Annotated in this window: 13 protein-coding genes; 5 read left to right on the top strand and 8 right to left on the bottom strand. The window is 69.5% G+C overall.

Going from position 1 to position 18,406, the window contains the following annotated elements; translation table 11 throughout:
• Positions 1-166: 166 nt before the first annotated feature.
• From K3M35_RS03930 to K3M35_RS03905, 6 genes are all read right to left on the bottom strand, one after another.
• On the bottom strand, positions 167-3,943 hold the full coding sequence (locus K3M35_RS03930; protein ID WP_071934582.1) for a multifunctional oxoglutarate decarboxylase/oxoglutarate dehydrogenase thiamine pyrophosphate-binding subunit/dihydrolipoyllysine-residue succinyltransferase subunit: 3,777 nt from the start codon (positions 3,941-3,943) through the stop codon (positions 167-169).
• Positions 3,944-4,146: 203 nt separating this feature from the next.
• Positions 4,147-8,016 (bottom strand): ABC transporter ATP-binding protein, encoded by a 3,870-nt coding sequence (locus K3M35_RS03925; protein ID WP_220666018.1) that lies wholly within the window; start codon positions 8,014-8,016, stop codon positions 4,147-4,149.
• Positions 8,017-8,097: 81 nt separating this feature from the next.
• Positions 8,098-8,877: an ABC transporter permease gene (locus K3M35_RS03920; protein WP_220666017.1), complete on the bottom strand. Its 780-nt coding sequence runs from the start codon at positions 8,875-8,877 to the stop codon at positions 8,098-8,100.
• On the bottom strand, positions 8,874-10,007 hold the full coding sequence (locus tag K3M35_RS03915) for an ATP-binding cassette domain-containing protein (RefSeq protein ID WP_220666143.1): 1,134 nt from the start codon (positions 10,005-10,007) through the stop codon (positions 8,874-8,876). The genes K3M35_RS03920 and K3M35_RS03915 overlap by 4 nt, the downstream gene beginning before the upstream one ends.
• 116 nt (positions 10,008-10,123) lie before the next feature.
• Entirely contained in the window at positions 10,124-10,918 is a 795-nt protein-coding gene (locus K3M35_RS03910; protein WP_220666016.1) for an alpha/beta fold hydrolase, read from the bottom strand.
• A 2-nt stretch (positions 10,919-10,920) separates the two neighbouring features.
• Entirely contained in the window at positions 10,921-11,655 is a 735-nt protein-coding gene (locus K3M35_RS03905; protein WP_006554327.1) for a hypothetical protein, read from the bottom strand.
• Between the two features lie 57 nt (positions 11,656-11,712).
• Between K3M35_RS03905 and K3M35_RS03900 the strand changes: the two genes are divergently transcribed.
• Together K3M35_RS03900 and K3M35_RS03895 are read left to right on the top strand one after the other, a co-directional pair.
• Positions 11,713-12,573 (top strand): AraC family transcriptional regulator, encoded by an 861-nt coding sequence (locus K3M35_RS03900; protein WP_220666015.1) that lies wholly within the window; start codon positions 11,713-11,715, stop codon positions 12,571-12,573.
• Positions 12,570-13,034: a VOC family protein gene (locus tag K3M35_RS03895; RefSeq protein ID WP_039586280.1), complete on the top strand. Its 465-nt coding sequence runs from the start codon at positions 12,570-12,572 to the stop codon at positions 13,032-13,034. Before K3M35_RS03900 ends, K3M35_RS03895 begins: the two co-directional genes overlap by 4 nt.
• 33 nt (positions 13,035-13,067) lie before the next feature.
• On the opposite strand, the gene K3M35_RS03890 is transcribed toward K3M35_RS03895, so the two are convergent.
• Together K3M35_RS03890 and K3M35_RS03885 are read right to left on the bottom strand one after the other, a co-directional pair.
• Positions 13,068-14,087, bottom strand: coding sequence for a glutathione S-transferase family protein (locus tag K3M35_RS03890; protein ID WP_220666014.1), 1,020 nt, complete (start codon positions 14,085-14,087; stop codon positions 13,068-13,070).
• Positions 14,088-14,112: 25 nt separating this feature from the next.
• Positions 14,113-14,808, bottom strand: a complete 696-nt coding sequence (locus K3M35_RS03885) for a hypothetical protein (RefSeq protein WP_024103467.1) — start codon at positions 14,806-14,808, stop codon at positions 14,113-14,115.
• A 94-nt stretch (positions 14,809-14,902) separates the two neighbouring features.
• On the opposite strand from K3M35_RS03885, the gene K3M35_RS03880 reads away from it, so the two are divergent.
• The 3 genes from K3M35_RS03880 to K3M35_RS03870 all read left to right on the top strand — a co-directional run bounded on the left by K3M35_RS03880 (position 14,903) and on the right by K3M35_RS03870 (position 18,395).
• Positions 14,903-16,378 carry an MFS transporter gene (locus K3M35_RS03880; RefSeq protein WP_033097394.1) on the top strand — a complete coding sequence of 492 codons (1,476 nt, stop codon included), beginning with the start codon at positions 14,903-14,905 and terminating at the stop codon, positions 16,376-16,378.
• A gap of 133 nt (positions 16,379-16,511) precedes the next feature.
• Positions 16,512-17,555, top strand: coding sequence for a class I adenylate-forming enzyme family protein (locus tag K3M35_RS03875; protein WP_193903856.1), 1,044 nt, complete (start codon positions 16,512-16,514; stop codon positions 17,553-17,555).
• Between the two features lie 78 nt (positions 17,556-17,633).
• Positions 17,634-18,395 carry a crotonase/enoyl-CoA hydratase family protein gene (locus tag K3M35_RS03870; RefSeq protein ID WP_193903393.1) on the top strand — a complete coding sequence of 254 codons (762 nt, stop codon included), beginning with the start codon at positions 17,634-17,636 and terminating at the stop codon, positions 18,393-18,395.
• Positions 18,396-18,406 lie beyond the last annotated feature (11 nt).

The following is an 18,406-nucleotide window of genomic DNA, read 5'->3' as shown; positions in this document are numbered from 1 at the left end:
AGCTCCTCGCAGGACACGATCGGGGGTCCTCCGGAGGGTGCCCGTCGTGCCCGGTCCGAAACACACCGGAAAAAGGCGTGAGCCGGGTCGATCGCCCCTCGCGGGGACGAACCGACCCGGCTCACATGAGAACCGTCAAGGACCCGAAGGATCCGAAACGGAGCTTCTAGCGACCGAAGGCCTTCTCGATGATCTCCTGCTGCTCGACAGCGTGGACCTTGCTCGAACCGGACGACGGTGCCGACATCGCGCGACGCGACACGCGCTTGATACCGCTGAGCTTGTCGGGCAGCAGTTCCGGCAGCGCGAGGCCGAGGAACGGCCAGGCACCCTGGTTCGCCGGCTCCTCCTGGACCCAGAAGAACTCGGTGGCGTTCGGGTACTGCTCGAGCGTCTCGGCGATGCGGCGACGCGGCACCGGGTACAGCTGCTCGATGCGCACGATCGCGACGTCGTCACGACCTTCCTTCTGCTTCTTCGCCAGCAGTTCCCAGTAGATCTTGCCGGAGGTGAGCAGCACACGAGTGGCCTTCGACCGGTCGGCCGTGCCCTCCTCGTAAGGAACCTCTTCGAGCAGCGAGCGGAACTTGCCCTGCGTGAAGTCCTCGATGTTGCTGACCGCGGCCTTGTTGCGCAGCATCGACTTGGGCGTGAACACCACCAGCGGGCGGCGGATGCCGTCGAGGTGATGGCGGCGCAGCAGGTGGAAGTAGCTCGCCGGGGTCGACGGAACCGCGACCGTCATCGAACCCTCGGCGCACAGCTGCAGCCAGCGCTCGATGCGGCCCGAGGTGTGGTCGGGACCCTGGCCCTCGTGGCCGTGCGGCAGCAGCAGCACGACGTCGGAGAGCTGACCCCACTTGGCCTCACCGGACGAGATGAACTCGTCGATGATGGGCTGCGCGCCGTTGACGAAGTCGCCGAACTGCGCCTCCCACAGCACGAGCGCGTCGGGGTTGCCCACCGAGTAGCCGTACTCGAAGCCCAGACCCGCGAACTCGGTCAGCGCCGAGTCGTAGACCATGAAGCGGCCGCCGTTGCCGGCCTGGTTGGCCAGCGAGGCGAGCGGGTTGTACTCGTCGCCCGTCTTGCGGTCGATGATGACCGAGTGGCGCTGCGTGAACGTGCCGCGACGCGAGTCCTGACCGGCCAGGCGCACCAGGGCACCTTCCTCGGCCAGCGAACCGAACGCGAGCAGCTCGGCGAACGCCCAGTCGATCTTGCCGTTGCGTGACATCTCACGACGCTTCTCGAGCACCGGCTTGACGCGCGGGTGGACGGTGAAGCCCTCGGGCGCCTCGGCGAAGGCGTCGCCGATCCGCTCGAGCACCGGCCGGTCGACGGAGGTGTCGAGACGCTTCGGCGGGGTCTGGTCGAGCTCGACCGACTCCGACGGCTCCGGCGGGTACTTCTCGAGTTCGCGGACCTCGTTGAAGACCCGTTCGAGCTGTCCCTGGTAGTCGCGCAGGGCGTCTTCCGCTTCCTTGAGCGAGATGTCGCCGCGGCCGATCAGGGCCTCGGTGTAGCTCTTGCGGACGCTGCGCTTGGTGTCGATCACGTCGTACATCGCCGGCTGGGTCATCGACGGGTCGTCGCCCTCGTTGTGACCGCGGCGGCGGTAGCAGATCATGTCGATGACGACGTCCTTGTGGAACTTCTCGCGGAAGTCCACGGCGAGCTTCGCGACCCACACGCAGGCCTCGGGGTCGTCGCCGTTGACGTGGAAGATCGGCGCGCCGATCATCTTCGCCACGTCGGTGCAGTACTCGGACGAACGCGAGTGCTCCGGCGCGGTGGTGAAGCCGACCTGGTTGTTGACGACGATGTGCACGGTGCCGCCGGTGCGGTAGCCGCGCAGCAGCGCGAGGTTGAGGGTCTCCGCGACGACGCCCTGACCGGCGAACGCAGCGTCGCCGTGCAGGAGCAAGGGCAGGACGGTGAAGCCGTCCTCGCCCTTGTCGAGGATGTCCTGCTTGGCGCGGACGAGGCCCTCGAGCACCGGGTTGACCGCCTCGAGGTGCGAGGGGTTCGCGGTGAGCGAGACCTTGATGTCGTTGTCGCCGAACATCTGGATGTAGGTGCCCTCGGCGCCGAGGTGGTACTTCACGTCGCCGGAACCGTGCGCAGCGGCCGGGTTCAGGTTGCCCTCGAACTCCGAGAAGATCTGCGAGTACGGCTTGCCGACGATGTTCGCGAGCACGTTCAGGCGACCGCGGTGCGGCATCGCGATGGCGACCTCGTCGAGCGTGTGCTCGGCGGCCTGGTCGATGATCGCGTCCATCATCGGGATGACGGACTCGGCGCCCTCGAGCGAGAAGCGCTTCTGACCGACGTACTTGGTCTGCAGGAACGTCTCGAACGCCTCGGCGGCGTTGAGGCGGCTCAGGATGTACTTCTGCTGGGCGACCGTCGGCTTGACGTGGTGCGCCTCGACCCGCTCCTGCAGCCACTGCTGCTGCTCGGGCTCGAGGATGTGGGTGTACTCGACACCGACGTGGCGGCAGTACGCGTCGCGCAGCACCGACAGCACGTCGCGCAGCTTCATCTTCGGGCGGCCGTGGAAGCCACCGACATTGAACTCGCGATCGAGATCCCACAGCGTCAGGTCGTGGGTCGTGACGTCGAGATCGGGATGCGACCGGAACTTGTCGCGCACGAACTGCAGCGGATCGGTGTCGGCCATGAGGTGGCCGCGGCTGCGGTAGGCGGCGATGAGCTCGAGCACACGGGTGTGCTTGTCGACGAGACCTTCCGGCACGTCCTTGCGCCAGCGGACCGGCTCGTAGGGGATGTGCAGGGTGTGGAAGATGCCGTCGTAGAAGTCGTCGCTGATGAGCAGCTCGTGGATCTTCTTCAGGAACTCACCCGACTCCGCGCCCTGGATCACGCGGTGGTCGTAGGTGGAGGTGAGCGTCAGCAGCTTGCCGATGCCGATCTCGGCGAGCCGCGCGTCGGACGCACCCTGGAACTCGGCCGGGTACTCCATGGCGCCGGCGCCGATGATCGCGCCCTGGCCCTGCATCAGACGCGGGACCGAGTGCACGGTGCCGATACCGCCCGGGTTGGTCAGCGAGATCGTGACGCCGGAGAAGTCGTCGCCGGTGAGCTTGCCGTCGCGGGCGCGGCGCACGATGTCCTCGTAGGCCGAGTAGAACTGCGCGAAGTTCATCGTCTCGCAGTTCTTGATGGCCGCCACGACCAGCGAACGCTGGCCGTTCTTGCCGGGCAGGTCGATCGCGAGACCGAGGTTCGTGTGCGCGGGCACGACGAGGTTCGGCTTGCCGTCGACCTCGGCGAAGTGGTTGTTCATGTTCGGGAACGCCTTGACCGCCTGGACGATCGCGTAACCGAGGATGTGGGTGAACGAGACCTTGCCGCCCCGGGTGCGGGCGAGGTGGTTGTTGATGACGATGCGGTTGTCGAACATCAACTTCGCGGGCACCGCGCGAACACTGGTGGCCGTCGGGATCGACAGCGAGGAGTTCATGTTCTTCGCAACGGCAGCAGCGGCGCCGCGCAGAACCTTCTTCTCCTCGGTGGCCTGGCCCGACGGGGCCGCGGCGGGCTTGGGAGCCGGCTTCGCGGGCGCGGCCTGGGCCTTCGGCTGCGTCGCAGGCTTGGTCTCCGCCTTCGGTGCAGGCTTGGCCGGCGCGGCCTCGGCCTGCGGTGCGGGCTTCGCCGACGCGGTCTCGGTTTTCGGTGCAGGCTTGGTGGGGGCCGAAGCGGAGGAACTCGGCGCAGATGCTGTGCTCGGCGCGGGCTTCTCGGTCGTGGCGGTGTCGGAGCCGTTGGTGCCTCCGGCCACCGCGGCTTCCGGCGAATAGTCGGTGAGGAATTCGTGCCAACTCGCGTCCACGGACGAAGGGTCGTCCTGGAAGCGCTGGTACATCTCGTCAACCAACCACTGGTTCTGTCCGAACTGTGATGTAGAGCTGCTGCTCACGGCAGTTGTTCGCCTCGTTTCTTTCTTCGGTACCCGATCGGAGCGCCTGTGAATATGAGGCTAGCCCGTGGCATGTGACGATCCGAACTGACCGCGCATGTCGGTGGGCTACCTCACAATCTGGTGCGATGGGGTCTCCATCGATGACGGTTCTCGAGAGCCGATTATTCCCTCTAAGGTGCATCGGCGCAGCGCGCACCCCGTTACAAACGTGAGGACGATCTCATGTTCGATCCTTCCGTCGTCGAAGTGAGCAGGACCTCGGGCTCCTCCGGAACGAGACCACCGGTAGCGAGTTGCCACAAAGTGGTGTACAGACCTCCCGCTCGGCGGAGCTCGTCGTGGGGCCCGCACTCGACGATACGGCCGTCGTCGACGACCACCACGAGATCGGCGCGTGCGGCGGTCGCGAGACGGTGCGCCACCACCACGGCCGTCCGCGAGCGGGCCACCCGCGCACCCGCCTCGAGCACCGCCTTCTCGGTGGCGGGATCGAGGGTCGCGGTGGCCTCGTCGAGCAACAGAAGATCGGGGTCCACCAGTTCGGCGCGCGCGAGTGCGATGAGCTGACGCTGCCCTGCCGACAGACCCTGACCGCGCTCACCCACCGGATGGTTCATGCCGCCGGCGAGTCCCGCGATCATGTCCAGCGCCCCCACGGCGCGCGCGGACGATTCGATCTCCTCGCGCGTCGCCTCGGGCCGGCCGTAGGCGATGTTGGTCGCCACCGTGCCCGTGAACAGGTGCGCCTCCTGCGGCACCACCCCGAGCCGGCCCCGATAGTCGCGCAGACGGTAACGGCGCAGATCGGTGTCGTCCACCCGCACCGAACCGGAGGTCGGGTCGTAGAACCGGGCGAGCAGTTTGACGACCGTCGACTTCCCGGCACCGGTGCGGCCCACCAGGGCGACCGTCGACCCGGCCGGGATCGACAGGTCCACATCGCTCAACGCGTCACGGTCGGTCTCGCTGTACCGGAAGCCCACCTGCCGCAGGTCGACGTCGCCGCGGAGGTGCCCGGCGATGGCGACCGTGCCCTCCTCGGCAGACTCGAGCGAGCTCTCGGTCCGCAGCAGGTCGCCGATCCGGCGCAGACCGACGCGCGCCTGCTGGTAACCGTCGAAGACCTGCGACAACTGCTGGATGGGTGCGAACAACAGGTTCAGATACAGCACGAACGCGATCAGCACACCGGGGCCGACCGCGCCCGACGCCACCTCGCGGGCGCCGACGAAGACGACCGCCGCGAGCGCCAGATCGGACAGGAAAGTGATGAACGGGAAGTACAGCGAGATGGCCCGCTGCGACCGCAGGCGACTGCGCCGATAGGCCTCCGCGCGCTCGGCGAACCGCCGCGCCGCGGTCTCCTCCCTGCGGTAGGCCTGGGCGGCGCGCAGACCCGTGACGTTCTCCTGGAAATCCGCGTTCACCAGGGAGATGCGTTCGCGGGACTGCGCGTACGCCGTCCCGGAGACCTTCCGGAACCACAGGGTCGCGCCGACCAGCACGGGCAGCACCGCCAGCACTACCAGGGCCAGCGACAGATCGGTGGCGATCAGCGCGATCGAGATACCGGTGAGCGTCAGCACCGCCACGACCGCGGTGGACAGGCCGGTCTGGATGAACTGCGACAGCGCGTCCACATCGGTCGTCATCCGCGTCATGATCCGGCCCGACAGTTCGCGTTCGTAGTAGTCGAGCCCGAGCCGTTGCAGGTGCGCGTACGAGCGCACGCGCAGCCCGAACAACACCCGTTCGCCCGCCCGCGCGGTGAGCACCGTGAGGATCGCGACCACGAACCAGCCGAGCAGCGCGAGCACCACACCCGCGGCGGTCGCCTGCCACAGCCGGGACGGATCGCCCGGGGTCACCCCGCGGTCGACGGCGTACCGCACCAGCGACGGGAACGCGATGCTCGTCAGCGACTCCACCGCCAGGCACAGCACGACGACCGCCAGCAGTGCGCGCACCGGGCGCAGCGTCGTCCACAATCGGAACTGCGGGTCGGGCAGGCGCAGGACCTCGGACCGCAGGGCCGGATCGCGTCCGGGGGTCTCGGTGGCCGGGGGAAGCGCGTCGACGGCCGCGCGCAGTTCCGGGGTCGGGGCCACCGCGCCGAGCGCCCCGGACACCGGCCCGCCGCGGCCACCACTGCCCGCCGGTCCGCCGCGACCTCCACTGCCCGCCGGTCCGCCGCGACCTCCACCGACCGCCGGAGGATTCCGAACGGTACCGGACGGCTCATCGTCGTCCGGTTCCTCGGGCCACAACTCACCGGCGGGAACCGGGCGTTCCGGTGCCGGTGCGGCGTCGTCGTCGGTCGAGAGCAGACGCCGGAAGACGGGACTGCGCTCCTCGAGTTCGTCGACCGTCCCGATGTCGACGATGCGTCCCTCGTCGAGCACGGCGACCCGGTCGGCGAGTGCGAGCGTCGACCGCCGATGGGCGAGCACGAGGGTCGTGCGGCGCCGACCCGCCCGCAACGCGCCGTAGATCGCAGCCTCGGTCTCGGCGTCGACCGCAGAGGTCGCGTCGTCGAGGATCAGCACCCGCGGATCGACGAGCAGTGCCCGCGCCAGCGCGACCCGCTGCCGCTGCCCACCGGACAGTGTCAGGCCGCGTTCACCGACGACCGTGTCGTAACCCTCGGGGAGGGCCTCGACGAAGTCGTCGGCGCGTGCCGCCGCGGCCGCGGTGCGGATCTCGTCGTCCGACGCGTCGGGCCGGCCGAGCGCGATGTTGGACGCGACCGTGTCGGAGAACAGGAACGGCTCGTCGAAGACGAGGCCGACCGCCCCGCGCAGATCGTCGGCGCGGAGCGTGGCGACGTCGATGTCGCGGCCGTCCGCGGTCAGGCACACCGACCCGCGGTGTGGCGCGTAGAAGCGGGGGAGCAGCAGCGACAGCACGGTCTTGCCCGACCCGGCCGGGCCGACGATCGCGACGGTCTCGCCGGGCGCGATCTCCAGGTCGAGGCCGCGCAGTACGTCCCGGTCGTCGTCGAAGCCGAACGTCACGTCCTCCAGGTGCACCCCGAGCGGACCGTCGGGCAGTTCGACGGGATGCGGGGGATCGGCGACGTCGGGTTCGGTGTCGATCACCTCGTACACCCGCTCGACGGCGGCGCGGGACAGCTGCGCCATGATCACGACCTGCGAGAGGGTGCGGGTCGTCCCCGTCATCGTCGCCACATAGGCGGTGAACGCCACGAAGGTGCCCACGGTGATTCCGCCCTCGAGGGCGAGCCAGCCGCCGAGAGCGATGGTGGCGACGAGCCCGAACTGCGGGATCGCACCCATCGGCGCCGAGAACCACGCGTTGATCCGGGCGGCACGCAGACGCTCCGCGTACAGCCTGCGACCGTGCTCCTCGAGTTGGTCGACCGCGTGCGATTCCTGCCCGAATCCCTTCACGACCCGCACGCCCGTGACCGTCTCCTCGACGTGCTGGGCGAGATCGGCCGCGCGCTGCTGCGCCGACCAGGTCGCGGCGAACAGCCTCGGGCGCACGACCCGCACGAGACCCGCGATGATCGGTACGATGACCACCGCGACCAGCGTGAGCAGCGGCGAGAGGGTCGTCATGATCACCAGCGCGAGCACGAATTGCAGCAGCGCACCCGCCGACATCGGCACCATCGCGAGCAGCCCTTGCACGAGCTGCAGGTCGGTGATGGACCGCGAGACCACCTGACCCGTGCGGATGCGGTCCTGACCGTGGCCGTCGAGACGTTGGAGTGAGCCGAGCAGGCGCAACCGCAGGTCGTGCTGCACGTCGAGCGACAGGCGTCCGGCGAGCATGCGGCGCCCGTACTGGCAGCCGAACCGGATCACCGCACCTGCCGCGATCGCAGCCGCGGCCAGCCCGATCAGGCGCAGGTCGTCGGCGGGCACGTCGCCCTGCCCGGTCGCGCTGTCGACCGCGACCTTCGTCAGCAGTGGGAAGGTGATGTCGATCAGGGCGGCGACGACGGTGACGGCCAGCGCCCCGACGGCTGTTCTGCGGTGTTTCAGGCATTCGGCGACGAGCCGGGAAATCCATCCCGGCGAGCGCGGAATCGGGTCGTGTGCCATCGAACCGACATTAGCGCCGAGCGCCGACAGGGCACGTCGAAGCCGCTCGGGGAGGGCCGGTGACGCAGGTGATCGAACGTGTCAGACGACGTCGGCGGTGCGGGCGCGCCACCAGCCGAGGCCGCCCAGCACCACGGTCCAGAGGAGCAGGAGCAGCGGGGCCGCCGGCCACGTCATCTCGAGTGTTACGTCCTCGGGCATCGACACCGCGGAGAACAGCACGTACCAGGCCACCTGCGCCGGCAGGTACGACGCGATCGCGCCGAGACCGAGACCGTGCAGGACGACCGAGACCATCAGCTCCCCGAACGGCACCCACGCGCAGATCGCGAGCACACTGCCCGTCGTCGACCGTGTGAGCAGACCCAGCCCCGCTCCGATGAGCGACCACATCAGCGCGCAGAACAGACCGATGCCCATCACCTTGGCGACCGATCCGAGGTCGGCACCGTCGAAGCCCCCACCGAACAACACGAGCGTCGCGGCCGCCGCGACTTCCGTGACGATGCAGTACAGCAGCCCGATCACGGCGACGGTCGCGAACTTCACGCCGACGACCCGGTCGCGTCCCCGCGCGGTGAGGAAGGTCGTCACGATCGTTCGGTGCGCGAACTCGCTGCCCGTCGCCACCGCGCCGAAGATCGCGGCGAACAGGAACACCAGCGACAACGAGAGGGAGATGCCGACCGCGGCGGCGACGGCCTCGGCGAAACCGTCACCGAAGCCGAGTTCGAGTTGCCGCGCGACCGGCAGCGTCAGCGCCCCGCAGAACAGTCCCACCAGCAGCGGTGCGATGCCGAGGATCCACCAGTAGCGCAGGCTCAGGACCTTGCGGAACTCGGCGGTGAGAAGCGCGGTCATGCGGTGGGACCTCCTTGCCCGGTCGGCGGTCGGTTCGGCTGTCCCCACTGCGACTGCGGGTACTGCTGTGCGGTCGGGTACTGCTGATACTGCTGGCCGTTCGGATACGGCTGGGCCTGCGGGTGCTGCTGGGCACTCGGGTACTGCGGGCCCTGCGGATACTGCCCGCCCGGCGGATGGTGGGCTCCGTGCCCCGGATACTGCGCGACCGGCGCGGCCGCGTAGCGACCGGCCGTCATCGCCAGGTAGACCTGCTCGAGATCGACGTGCTCGACACTCGTCCCGAACAGCGTCACCTCCGCGGTCGCGGCGATCTCGGCGATGCGGTCGGAAGTCACACCGACGACCGCGAGCCGTCCGTCCTGCTGCACCTGCGCGTCGGTGTGCCCGGCCGCGGCGAGTGCGGTCGCGAGGCGGGCCGGGTCGGAGGCCGCGGCGAACACCCGCGAGCGGTAGGCGTCGCGCAGATCGGTCATCGAGGTCTCCGCGACCAGGTGACCGTTCGCGATGATCACGAGGCGGTCGGCCATCTGCTCGATCTCCCGCAGGATGTGGCTCGAGATCAGCACGGTCCCGCCGTTGGCGGCGAATGCGCGGAGGAAGTCGCGCAGCCAGGCCATGCCCTCGGGGTCGAGTCCGTTCGCCGGTTCGTCGAGCACGAGATAACGCGGTTGTCCGAGCAGGGCCGTCGCCAGGGCGAGTCGCTGCCGCATGCCGAGGGAGAACTCCCCGATGCGACGCCGCGCGACCGACCCCAGGCCGACGAGGTCGAGCATCTGCCTCGCCCGTTCGTCGGGCACGCCGATCGCGGCACAGTAGATCTGCAGGTGTGTCAGCGCCCGGTGTTTGGGGTGGGCGCTGCGCGCGTCGAGCACCGCTCCGACGACCTGTGCAGGCTGCTGCAGGGAGGTGAACGGCACGCCGTCGACGAAGGCGTTCCCGGCGCTCGGCCGGACGAGGCCGAGCATCATGCCGAGGGTGGTGGTCTTGCCCGATCCGTTGGGTCCGAGGAAGCCGGTGATCGAGCCCGGCGGCACCGTGAACCACAGATTCGATACGGCCGTGTGGTCACCGAACGTCCTGTTCAGGCCGTGGACGGCGATCCCCGCGCCCGGTGCCCCCGAGGGCACCCGGGGATCGGGTGTGCCGTACGGCGGTTGCGTTGACGGTGCTGTCACGGATTCGGACCCCCGCGTCGTCGAGATATGGGTGCGGCTTGGTGCCGCGGTCGCCGTGAGCTTACGGGTCAGTCGAGGAAGGGCAGGACGGCGTCGAGGAATTCGCGGGGCGCGTCGAGCTGAGGACAGTGCCCGGCATCGGGGATGATCACCACCCGTCTCCGGCCGCCGGCCTGCACCCGTCGCGCGGCGTGAGCGGGCGTCAACCGGTCTTGTGCACCCCACACCAGCAGGGCCGGCATGTCGAGGGCGTGCACCATCTCCGGGATCGGCAGTCGGCCGAGCTCACCGATCGCGTGCCGGCCCACGGTCAGCAGCGTGTCGACCTGCTCGCGGGTCGCGTAGTTCGCCGCGAACGCCGTGCGCGCCGCCCGGTCGAAGGTGCCGCGCCGGTGCACGGCGGCCCGCGCGTACAGGGCACCCATGGCCTGCTGCATCACCGGAGCGGGCAGCAGGCGCGACAGTTCGATCGGCATGCGTGCACCCTGCGTCCACCACCGGGGGATCCCGGCGAGACCCGGCATGTCGGCGAGCACCACGCGGTCGACCCGGGACGGGTGGACCGACGCGAACACCAGTGCGGTGACCGCACCGAGCGAATTCCCGACCAGCGACACCGGTTCGGGAACGTCGTCGACGAGCTCGTCCAGGACGTCGACATAGTGGTCGAGCACGGGGGTCTCCCAGTGCTGCGCGCTACGTCCGAAACCGGGCAGGTCGACCGCGAGCACCCGGTGCCGTTCGGCGATCGCCGGCGCGACCTTGCACCACGTACCGCCGTGATCGGAGAAGCCGTGCAGCAGAACGACGGTGCGTGGTCCCGCACCGGACTCCCGTACGAACACCTTCCCGTCGGCCGGCACGGTCAGTCCTTCGGGACCGGAACACCGGTGTCGAGCGCCGGTGCCTCTCCGCTCGCCGGGAGGACGGGACGTGCGACGGGCCACGCGGCCGGCGGTGGACCGAAGGCGTCGCGGGCGTTCTGGATCGTGCGCTTGCCCAGCGCACGGTTGCCGACGCCACCGATCGCGGCGCCGATACCAGCGGGGACGAGCTTGCCGATCAGCAGCGGACTGCGCTTGGCGAAGTACCGGCGGATGAATTTCTTGACCAGGGAATTGTTCAGCGTCTTCAGCTGGGTGCCGCCCGCGCCGGTGGTCAGCGCCTTGGGCCAGTTGCGCAGCGACGCGCCGGTCGCGGTCGCGACGATCTCCCGGCCGGCGTCACCGAGGGAGACGGCGAGCACCAGCGCGCGGCGCTGCTCGTGGTTGTGGGGTTCGATCCCGTGCACCGATGCGATGGCCAGGGTGAGCAGCGCGGACGCCTCGAAGAAGAAGGCCGTCTCGGCGCCGACCGCGCCGATGGCCGCGAGTGTCCCGATGCCGGGGAAGGCTGCGGTCGCGCCCGCCGCGGACCCGCTGCCGGTGACGGTCAGCAGGAACTGCTTCTCGAGCCGCTCGATGATCTGCGCCGGGGACTCGTCGGGGTGCGAGCGCCGCATGAGATCGACGTACTTGGCCACCGCAGGGCCCTGCAGCCTCGCGCCGTTGTCCAGCATCTTGACGATAAAGGCCTCTGCGACGCCTGCCTTGTTGCTCATCGTGCCCCTGTTCTCCGGTGCTCTTGTCTTCCGGACTGCTCTCACTACGCTGGTGCCATGACCGGGTCCGCAGTCGGTGAGTCTGACGGCGCCAGGCGGCGTCCGACACCCCTGCTGACACCCTACGTACGGTCGTACGAGGGGTATCGGCTCGACGGTTTCCCGTCGGGGACCCATCTGGGTATGCCCTCTCCGGAGGTCACCGTAATCCTCACGATCTCCGAACCCGTCGAACTCTCGCGGGGCGACGGACGGTGCCCGGAACGTTTCGACGCGCTCGCCGGAGGGTTGTCGACGCAACCGGTGCCCATCGTCCACCACGGCCGGCAGCACGGGATCCAACTCGCGCTCACCCCCGCGGGTGCGCGCGCCCTGCTGGGTGTGCCCGCCGCCGCGCTCGGGCTGTGGGCCGTCGATCTCGAGGACGTCATCGGCGCCGACGGCCGGGAGTTGTTCGACCGGATCTCCGCGGTCGAATCGTGGGACGAGCGGTTCGCCGTCCTCGACCGGATTCTCACCCGCCGCCTGGTCGCCGCACGGTCGACGAGTCCGGACGGGCACCTCGTCCACGCCTGGCACCTGCTCGTGACGCACCCGGCTCGCCCGGTCCGCGCTGTTGCGGACGAACTCGGATGGAGCAGGCGACACCTCGCGAACCGGTGCGCCGCCGAGTTCGGACTGTCCCCGAAGGACGTGGCCCGGGTGGCGCGCTTCGACCGGTCGCGACGGATGCTGCGGGCCGACCCCGGCCGCCGCCTCGCCGATGTCGCCGCCGAGTGCGGCTTCTACGACCAGGCGCATCTCGCCCGCGACTGGCGCGATCTGGCGGGCGTCCCGCCGTCGCGGTGGCTCGAGGACGAGGTGTTCCCATTCGTCCAAGACGACCGGGGGGTTCCGGGCCGACACTCGGAGACATGACGTACACAACGAATTCCACGCAGCAGTCGACCACCCTCACACCCACCGTCGACACGGTGTGGCCGTGCTTCGCCTACACCGACGCCCGGGGCGCGATCCGTTTCCTCGTGGACACCCTCGGGTTCGCCGAAGCGGAGGTCTACGGGGAAGGGGATCGCGTCGACCACGCAGCCCTGCTCTGGCCGCACGGCGGAGGGGTCATGCTCGGCTCGACCGGTCGCGGGTCGCCGCTCGACCAGCACGCCGACAGGGGCGCCGCCTATCTCGTGCTTCCCGACGACGTCACCGTCGATGCCCTGTACGAGAGGGTGCTCGCCTCGGCGCAGGCGGAGGACCCGGCGGTCCGCGCGACCGTGACCGTCGAACTCCGCGACGAGGACTACGGATCGCACGGGTTCACCTGCCGGGACCCGCACGGTGTGTACTGGACGATCGGCACCTACCGGCCCCGCCGGCCGTAGGAACCGTCGCAGGGGGGTCAGCGTCGCAGGGGATCAGCGGGCGACCGTGCCGTGCCCTTCGGGGACCACCTCGCTCGGACGCGGCGGGGGCGGCGGTGTGCCGTCCCCGAACGGCCGCCCGCCGAGCGCCTCACGGCCGTGCGGATCGAGCCAGTTCGACAGGTCCGGTCCCTTCGGCACGATGCCCGTGGGATTGACGTCGGTGTGCACGAGGTAGTAGTGCTGCTTGATCTGAACGAAGTCGATGGTGTCGCCGAAGCCGGGTGTCTGGAACAGATCGCGCGCGTAGGCCCACAGCGCCGGGAAGTCCGCGAGCCGGTTCCGGTTGCACTTGAAGTGCCCGTGGTAGACGGGATCGAACCGGACGAGCGTGGTGAACAGGCGCACGTCGGCCTCGGTGATGGTCTCGCCCACGAGATAGCGCTGCGCCCCGAGGCGTTCCTCGAGCCAGTCGAGGCGGGCGAAGAGACGGTCGAAGGCCTTGTCGTAGGACTCCTGCGAACCGGCGAAACCGCACCGGTACACGCCGTTGTTGACGTCCTGGTAGACGAGCTCGGCCACCTCGTCGATTTCGCCTCGTAGCTCCTCGGGATACAGATCCGGGGCGCCCTCGCGGTGGAACTGCGTCCACTCGGTGGAGAAGTCGAGGGTGATCTGCGGATAGTCGTTCGTCACGACCTGCCCGGTGGGCACGTCGACGACGGCCGGGACGGTGATGCCGCGGTCGTATCCGGGGAATCGCGCGAAGTACGCGTCCTGCAGTCGCGGGATGCCGAGGACGGGGTCGACCCCGCCCGGGTCGAGATCGAACGTCCAGCTGCGCTCGTCGTGCGTCGGGCCGCACAGTCCCAGCGACAGAGCGTCCTCGAGACCGAGCAGCCGCCGCACGATGAGGGTGCGGTTGGCCCACGGGCACGCCCGGGCGGCGACGAGCCGGTACCGCCCCGACTCGACGGGATAGCCGTCGCGCCCGTCCGCGGTGACGCGGGTTCGGATGTAGTTGGTGTCGCGGGCGAACTCCGCACCCGGCTCGACGTACTTGTTCTCGGTCACCTACGCATCCTTCCGTGCACACTCGTCACTTCCCGGGTGGAACCCGAACCGTCACGAGGGTTCCCCAGATGTCGTATCCCGACACCGCCGCGACCGTCCGGGCACCGCGGTTGTCGCGGCGCATGCGGGCCAGCGGGACGAGTCCGGCGTCGAGCGCGTCGTGGGTCGCCAGCGTCGCGACCGTCGAGGCGAGCCCGAGCCGGCGCGCCGGCGGTGTCGTCAGCACCCGCACATCGGCCAGCAACGACCCGAGTTCGCTGTAGGCCGCGCCGGCGAGGGGACGGTGATCGTCGTCGAGCAATACGAACACGCGCGACGGCCCGGTCGGCGACAGTTCGGCCTCGGTGACGTCGTCGGGCGGGCAGCACCGCAGCAGTTCGGCGAGGTCCTCGGGGTCGTCGGAGATGAGCGGGTTCTCGACGCGTGTCGCGTCGATCCAGTCGGTGCACAGGGCGAGGATCTCCGTGCGACCCGCGTGGCCTGCGACGACGAGCTCGGCGTTCGGGGCATCGATCTCGGCCGGGTCGGGTTCGGCCGCGAGGCGGGAGACCGCGGCGTCGGGTCCGACGATCGCGGTGGCGCGCCCCACGGCGAGCAGTCGGACGTCGCGGAACGAGTCGTCGACACGCGTCACGCACCCGGGTTCGACGAGTGCGCCGTCGGGTAGGCCCAGTGCACGACACCACGCGAGGGCGGCGATGCTCGAGATGTGCGGGTCCACCCCGCTACCGTAGACCGCCGACGAGGGGAGAGGTCCGGTGAGCGACGACAGCGGGGTGGACACGCGCGAACGCGGGTCCGATGTGGCGGTGGAGATGTCCGACGGTGCCCGCTGGGCGGCGTTGGGCGCTCTGTGCCTGGGCTTCTTCATGATCCTGGTGGACAGCACGATCGTCGCCGTCGCCAACCCGGCGATCATGCGGACCTTCGGGGCCGACATCGCCGCCGTCGTGTGGGTCACGAGCGCCTATCTGCTCGCCTACGCGGTGCCGCTGCTCGTGACGGGCCGCCTCGGCGACCGCTTCGGTCAGCGCCGGGTCTACCTCTGCGGGCTGGTGCTGTTCACGATCGCGTCGTTGTGGTGCGGTTTCTCGTCGACGATCGAGATGCTCATCGTCGCCCGCGTGTTCCAGGGATTCGGCGCGGCGCTCATGTCGCCGCAGACCATGGCCGTGGTGACCCGGATCTTCCCGCGTGAGCGGCGCGGGACCGCGATGGGCCTGTGGGGCGCCGTGGCCGGGGTCGCGACGCTCGTCGGGCCGCTGGCCGGCGGTGTCCTGGTCGACGGGCTGGGCTGGGAATGGATCTTCTTCGTGAACGTGCCCGTCGGGATCGTCGGGTTCGCGCTCGCAGTGCGGTACGTGCCGGTGCTGCCCACGAGCCCGCACCGGTTCGACGTGCTCGGCATGCTGCTCAGCGGCGCCGGCCTGTTCTGCCTCGTGTTCGGGATCCAGGAGGGCAACTCGTTCGAGTGGACCGCCCGCGTGTGGGTGCTGATCGGGCTGGGCATCGTGTTGCTCGTCGTGTTCGTCGTCCAGCAGTCGCTCAACCGCGGTGAACCGCTCGTACCGCTGTCGCTGTTCCGGGACCGCAACTTCGGGTTGGCGAACATCGGTATCGCGACGATGGGTTTCGCCATCACCGGCGTCATGCTGCCGATCATGTTCTACGCCCAGTCGGTGCGCGGTCTGAGCCCGACCGGCGCCGCGATGCTCATGGTGCCGATGGCGGTCTTCAGTGGTGTGCTCGCGCCGCTCGTGGGCAGGCTCGTCGACCGGGTCCATCCGCGGCTGATCGCCGGCACCGGCTTCTCGCTGCTCACGATCGGGCTGGGTTGGCTCGCGCTGGTGATGACCCCCGACGCGGAGATCTGGCAGTTGCTGCTGCCGATCGCCCTGATCGGGGTGGCGAACGCGGGCATCTGGTCGCCGCTCTCGGCCACCGCGACGAACGGTCTCGCACCGAGCCGGGCCGGGGCGGGTTCCGGTGTGTACAACACGACGCGTCAGGTGGGCGCGGTGATGGGGAGTGCCGCTCTCGGTGCGATCATGGCGGCGCGGTTGAGCGCCAACGGTGTCGGCGGGGGAGGAGGGGCGCCGGAGATGGAGACGTCCGGCTCCGTCCTGCCGGAGCCCCTGCACGAACCGTTCGCCGCGGCGATGGCCGAATCGTTGTGGCTTCCTGCCGGCATCCTGCTCATCGGGCTCGTGGCCGCGCTCGCCTTCGACCGTCCCGCGAGCCAGAAGGAACAGCGTGCCGCCGAGGAGCGTTCGGCGGCAGCGAGCGCCTGACGGACGTTCCAGCGACCACCCTGCGGCACCTTCCCCGGTTGTCCGTGACCCGCCGTTTCCTCACATGGCTGTGATCCACGCCATATAGTGCAGGCACGCACGCCGGGTGGGAGGTGGCATGTCGGTGGCCGTAGTGGAAATTCCGGCAGGGAGTCGTTGGCTCCGGGACGATCGGGTCACTCGCCGCGACAGCGGCATCCTCCAGTACGACTGCCTGGAGCCGTGCATCGCCGAGCTGCTCGATCGGAGTGCGTTGCGTTTCGCGAACCGCGTCGCGGTGGTCGACCGATGCGGCCGCGCACTCACCTACCGCGAACTGTGGGCCGCCGCCGCCCGCGTCGCCGGTGGTCTCCTCGATCAGGGGGTCGGCCCCACCGACCGGGTGGTCGTCTGTCAGCCGAACGGGGTCCGTTGGCTGATCGGGTTCCTGGGCGTGGTCCTTGCCGGAGGTGTTCCGGTGCTCCCCGACCCGAGCTGCAGCCCCGAGGAAACGTCGGAGATCGGGGTCCACAGCGGTGCGGTCCTCACCCTGGACTCCGATCTGCCCGACGGTGTCGCCTTCCTCGACGGAGGTGCGTCACCGGACGAGCTCGCGGTGCTCTACTACGTGCGCGTCGCCGGTGGTGGACTGCGCGGCGTCGAACTGACGAACACCAACGTGCTGTCGACGATCGAGGCCGTCGCCCACGCAATGGATCTCGTCGGCGACGGCGTACGGACCGTGCTGACGGCGCCGCTGTCCACGGCGGTCGGATGCAGCGTCCAGTTGCTGCCCACCCTCGCCTCCGGGGGAACCGTCGTGGTCTCGGGATCGCGCGTGATCCGCGCACCGTGGCGGCACCTCCGCGCAGCTTTCCCCACCTCGCGGTGTGTGCGCGGCTGGGGAGTCGCCGAGACGGGAGGGATCGGTCTGCTGCTGCCCTCGGAACACCGCTCCCGCCATCCCCGCAGTGTCGGAGTGCCGTTCGGAGGGATCGAGATCGCGCTGCTCGGGCCCGATGCCGAACACGGTGTCGGCGAACTGCTCTGTCGCGGACCGAGCGTGGCCCGCCGCTATTGGCGCGATCCGTGCGCCACGGACGAGACGTTCACGGAGGACGGCTGGTTCCGCACGGGCGATCAGGTGCGCATCGACGACGAGGGCTTCGTCGATCAGATCGCCGTCCGGGTGTCGTGAACCCTGCAACAGGTTCCCGTCCGGTATACAGCCTGTAACCCGATGAACCGGCATTTTTCGTAGTGGAGAGGTGTGTCCATGTCCGACGTAGTCCTGCTCGAACGACGCGATCGCGTTCTCGTCATCACCATCAACCGGCCCGAGGCGCGCAACGCCGTCAACGCCGCCGTGAGCCACGCGCTCGCCCAGGCGGTCGACCAGCTCGACAGCGACGACTCCCTGTCGGTCGGTGTGCTCACCGGCGCCGGCGGCAACTTCTGCGCGGGCATGGACCTCAAGGCGTTCGTCGCAGGCGAGAACGTGGTCGTGCCCGGTAAGGGTCTCGGCTTCACGGAGGCGCCGCCGCGCAAGCCGCTCATCTCCGCCGTCGAAGGATTCGCCCTCGCCGGCGGAACCGAACTCGTCCTGGCCACCGACCTCGTCGTCGCCGCGAAGGACGCGAAGTTCGGCATCCCGGAGGTCAAGCGCGGCCTCGTCGCCGGTGGCGGTGGCCTGCTGCGCCTGCCGTCGCGCATCCCTTACCAGAAGGCCCTCGAACTCGCCCTCACCGGGGACGCGTTCACCGCCGAGGAAGGCTACGGATACGGTTTCGTCAATCGTCTCACCGAACCCGGTGGGGCACTCGAGGGTGCATTCGAACTGGCCGAGCGCATCACAGCGAACGGACCGCTCGCCGTGGCGGCGACCAAGGAGATCATCGTCCGCTCGGCCGACTGGTCGAGCGACGAAGCATTCGCGAAGCAGATGGAGATCATGGCGCCCGTGTTCACCTCGGAGGACGCGCGTGAAGGCGCCACCGCATTCGCCGAGAAGCGACCCCCTGTGTGGAAGGGTCGCTGAGCTCCGGTGTG

It is taken from the genome of Rhodococcus sp. DMU2021, assembly GCF_019641445.1.
Lineage (GTDB): Bacteria > Actinomycetota > Actinomycetes > Mycobacteriales > Mycobacteriaceae > Rhodococcus > Rhodococcus pyridinivorans.
The sequence above is the reverse complement of the archived record's forward strand: the minus strand, read 5'-3'. Positions and strand labels throughout refer to the sequence as shown.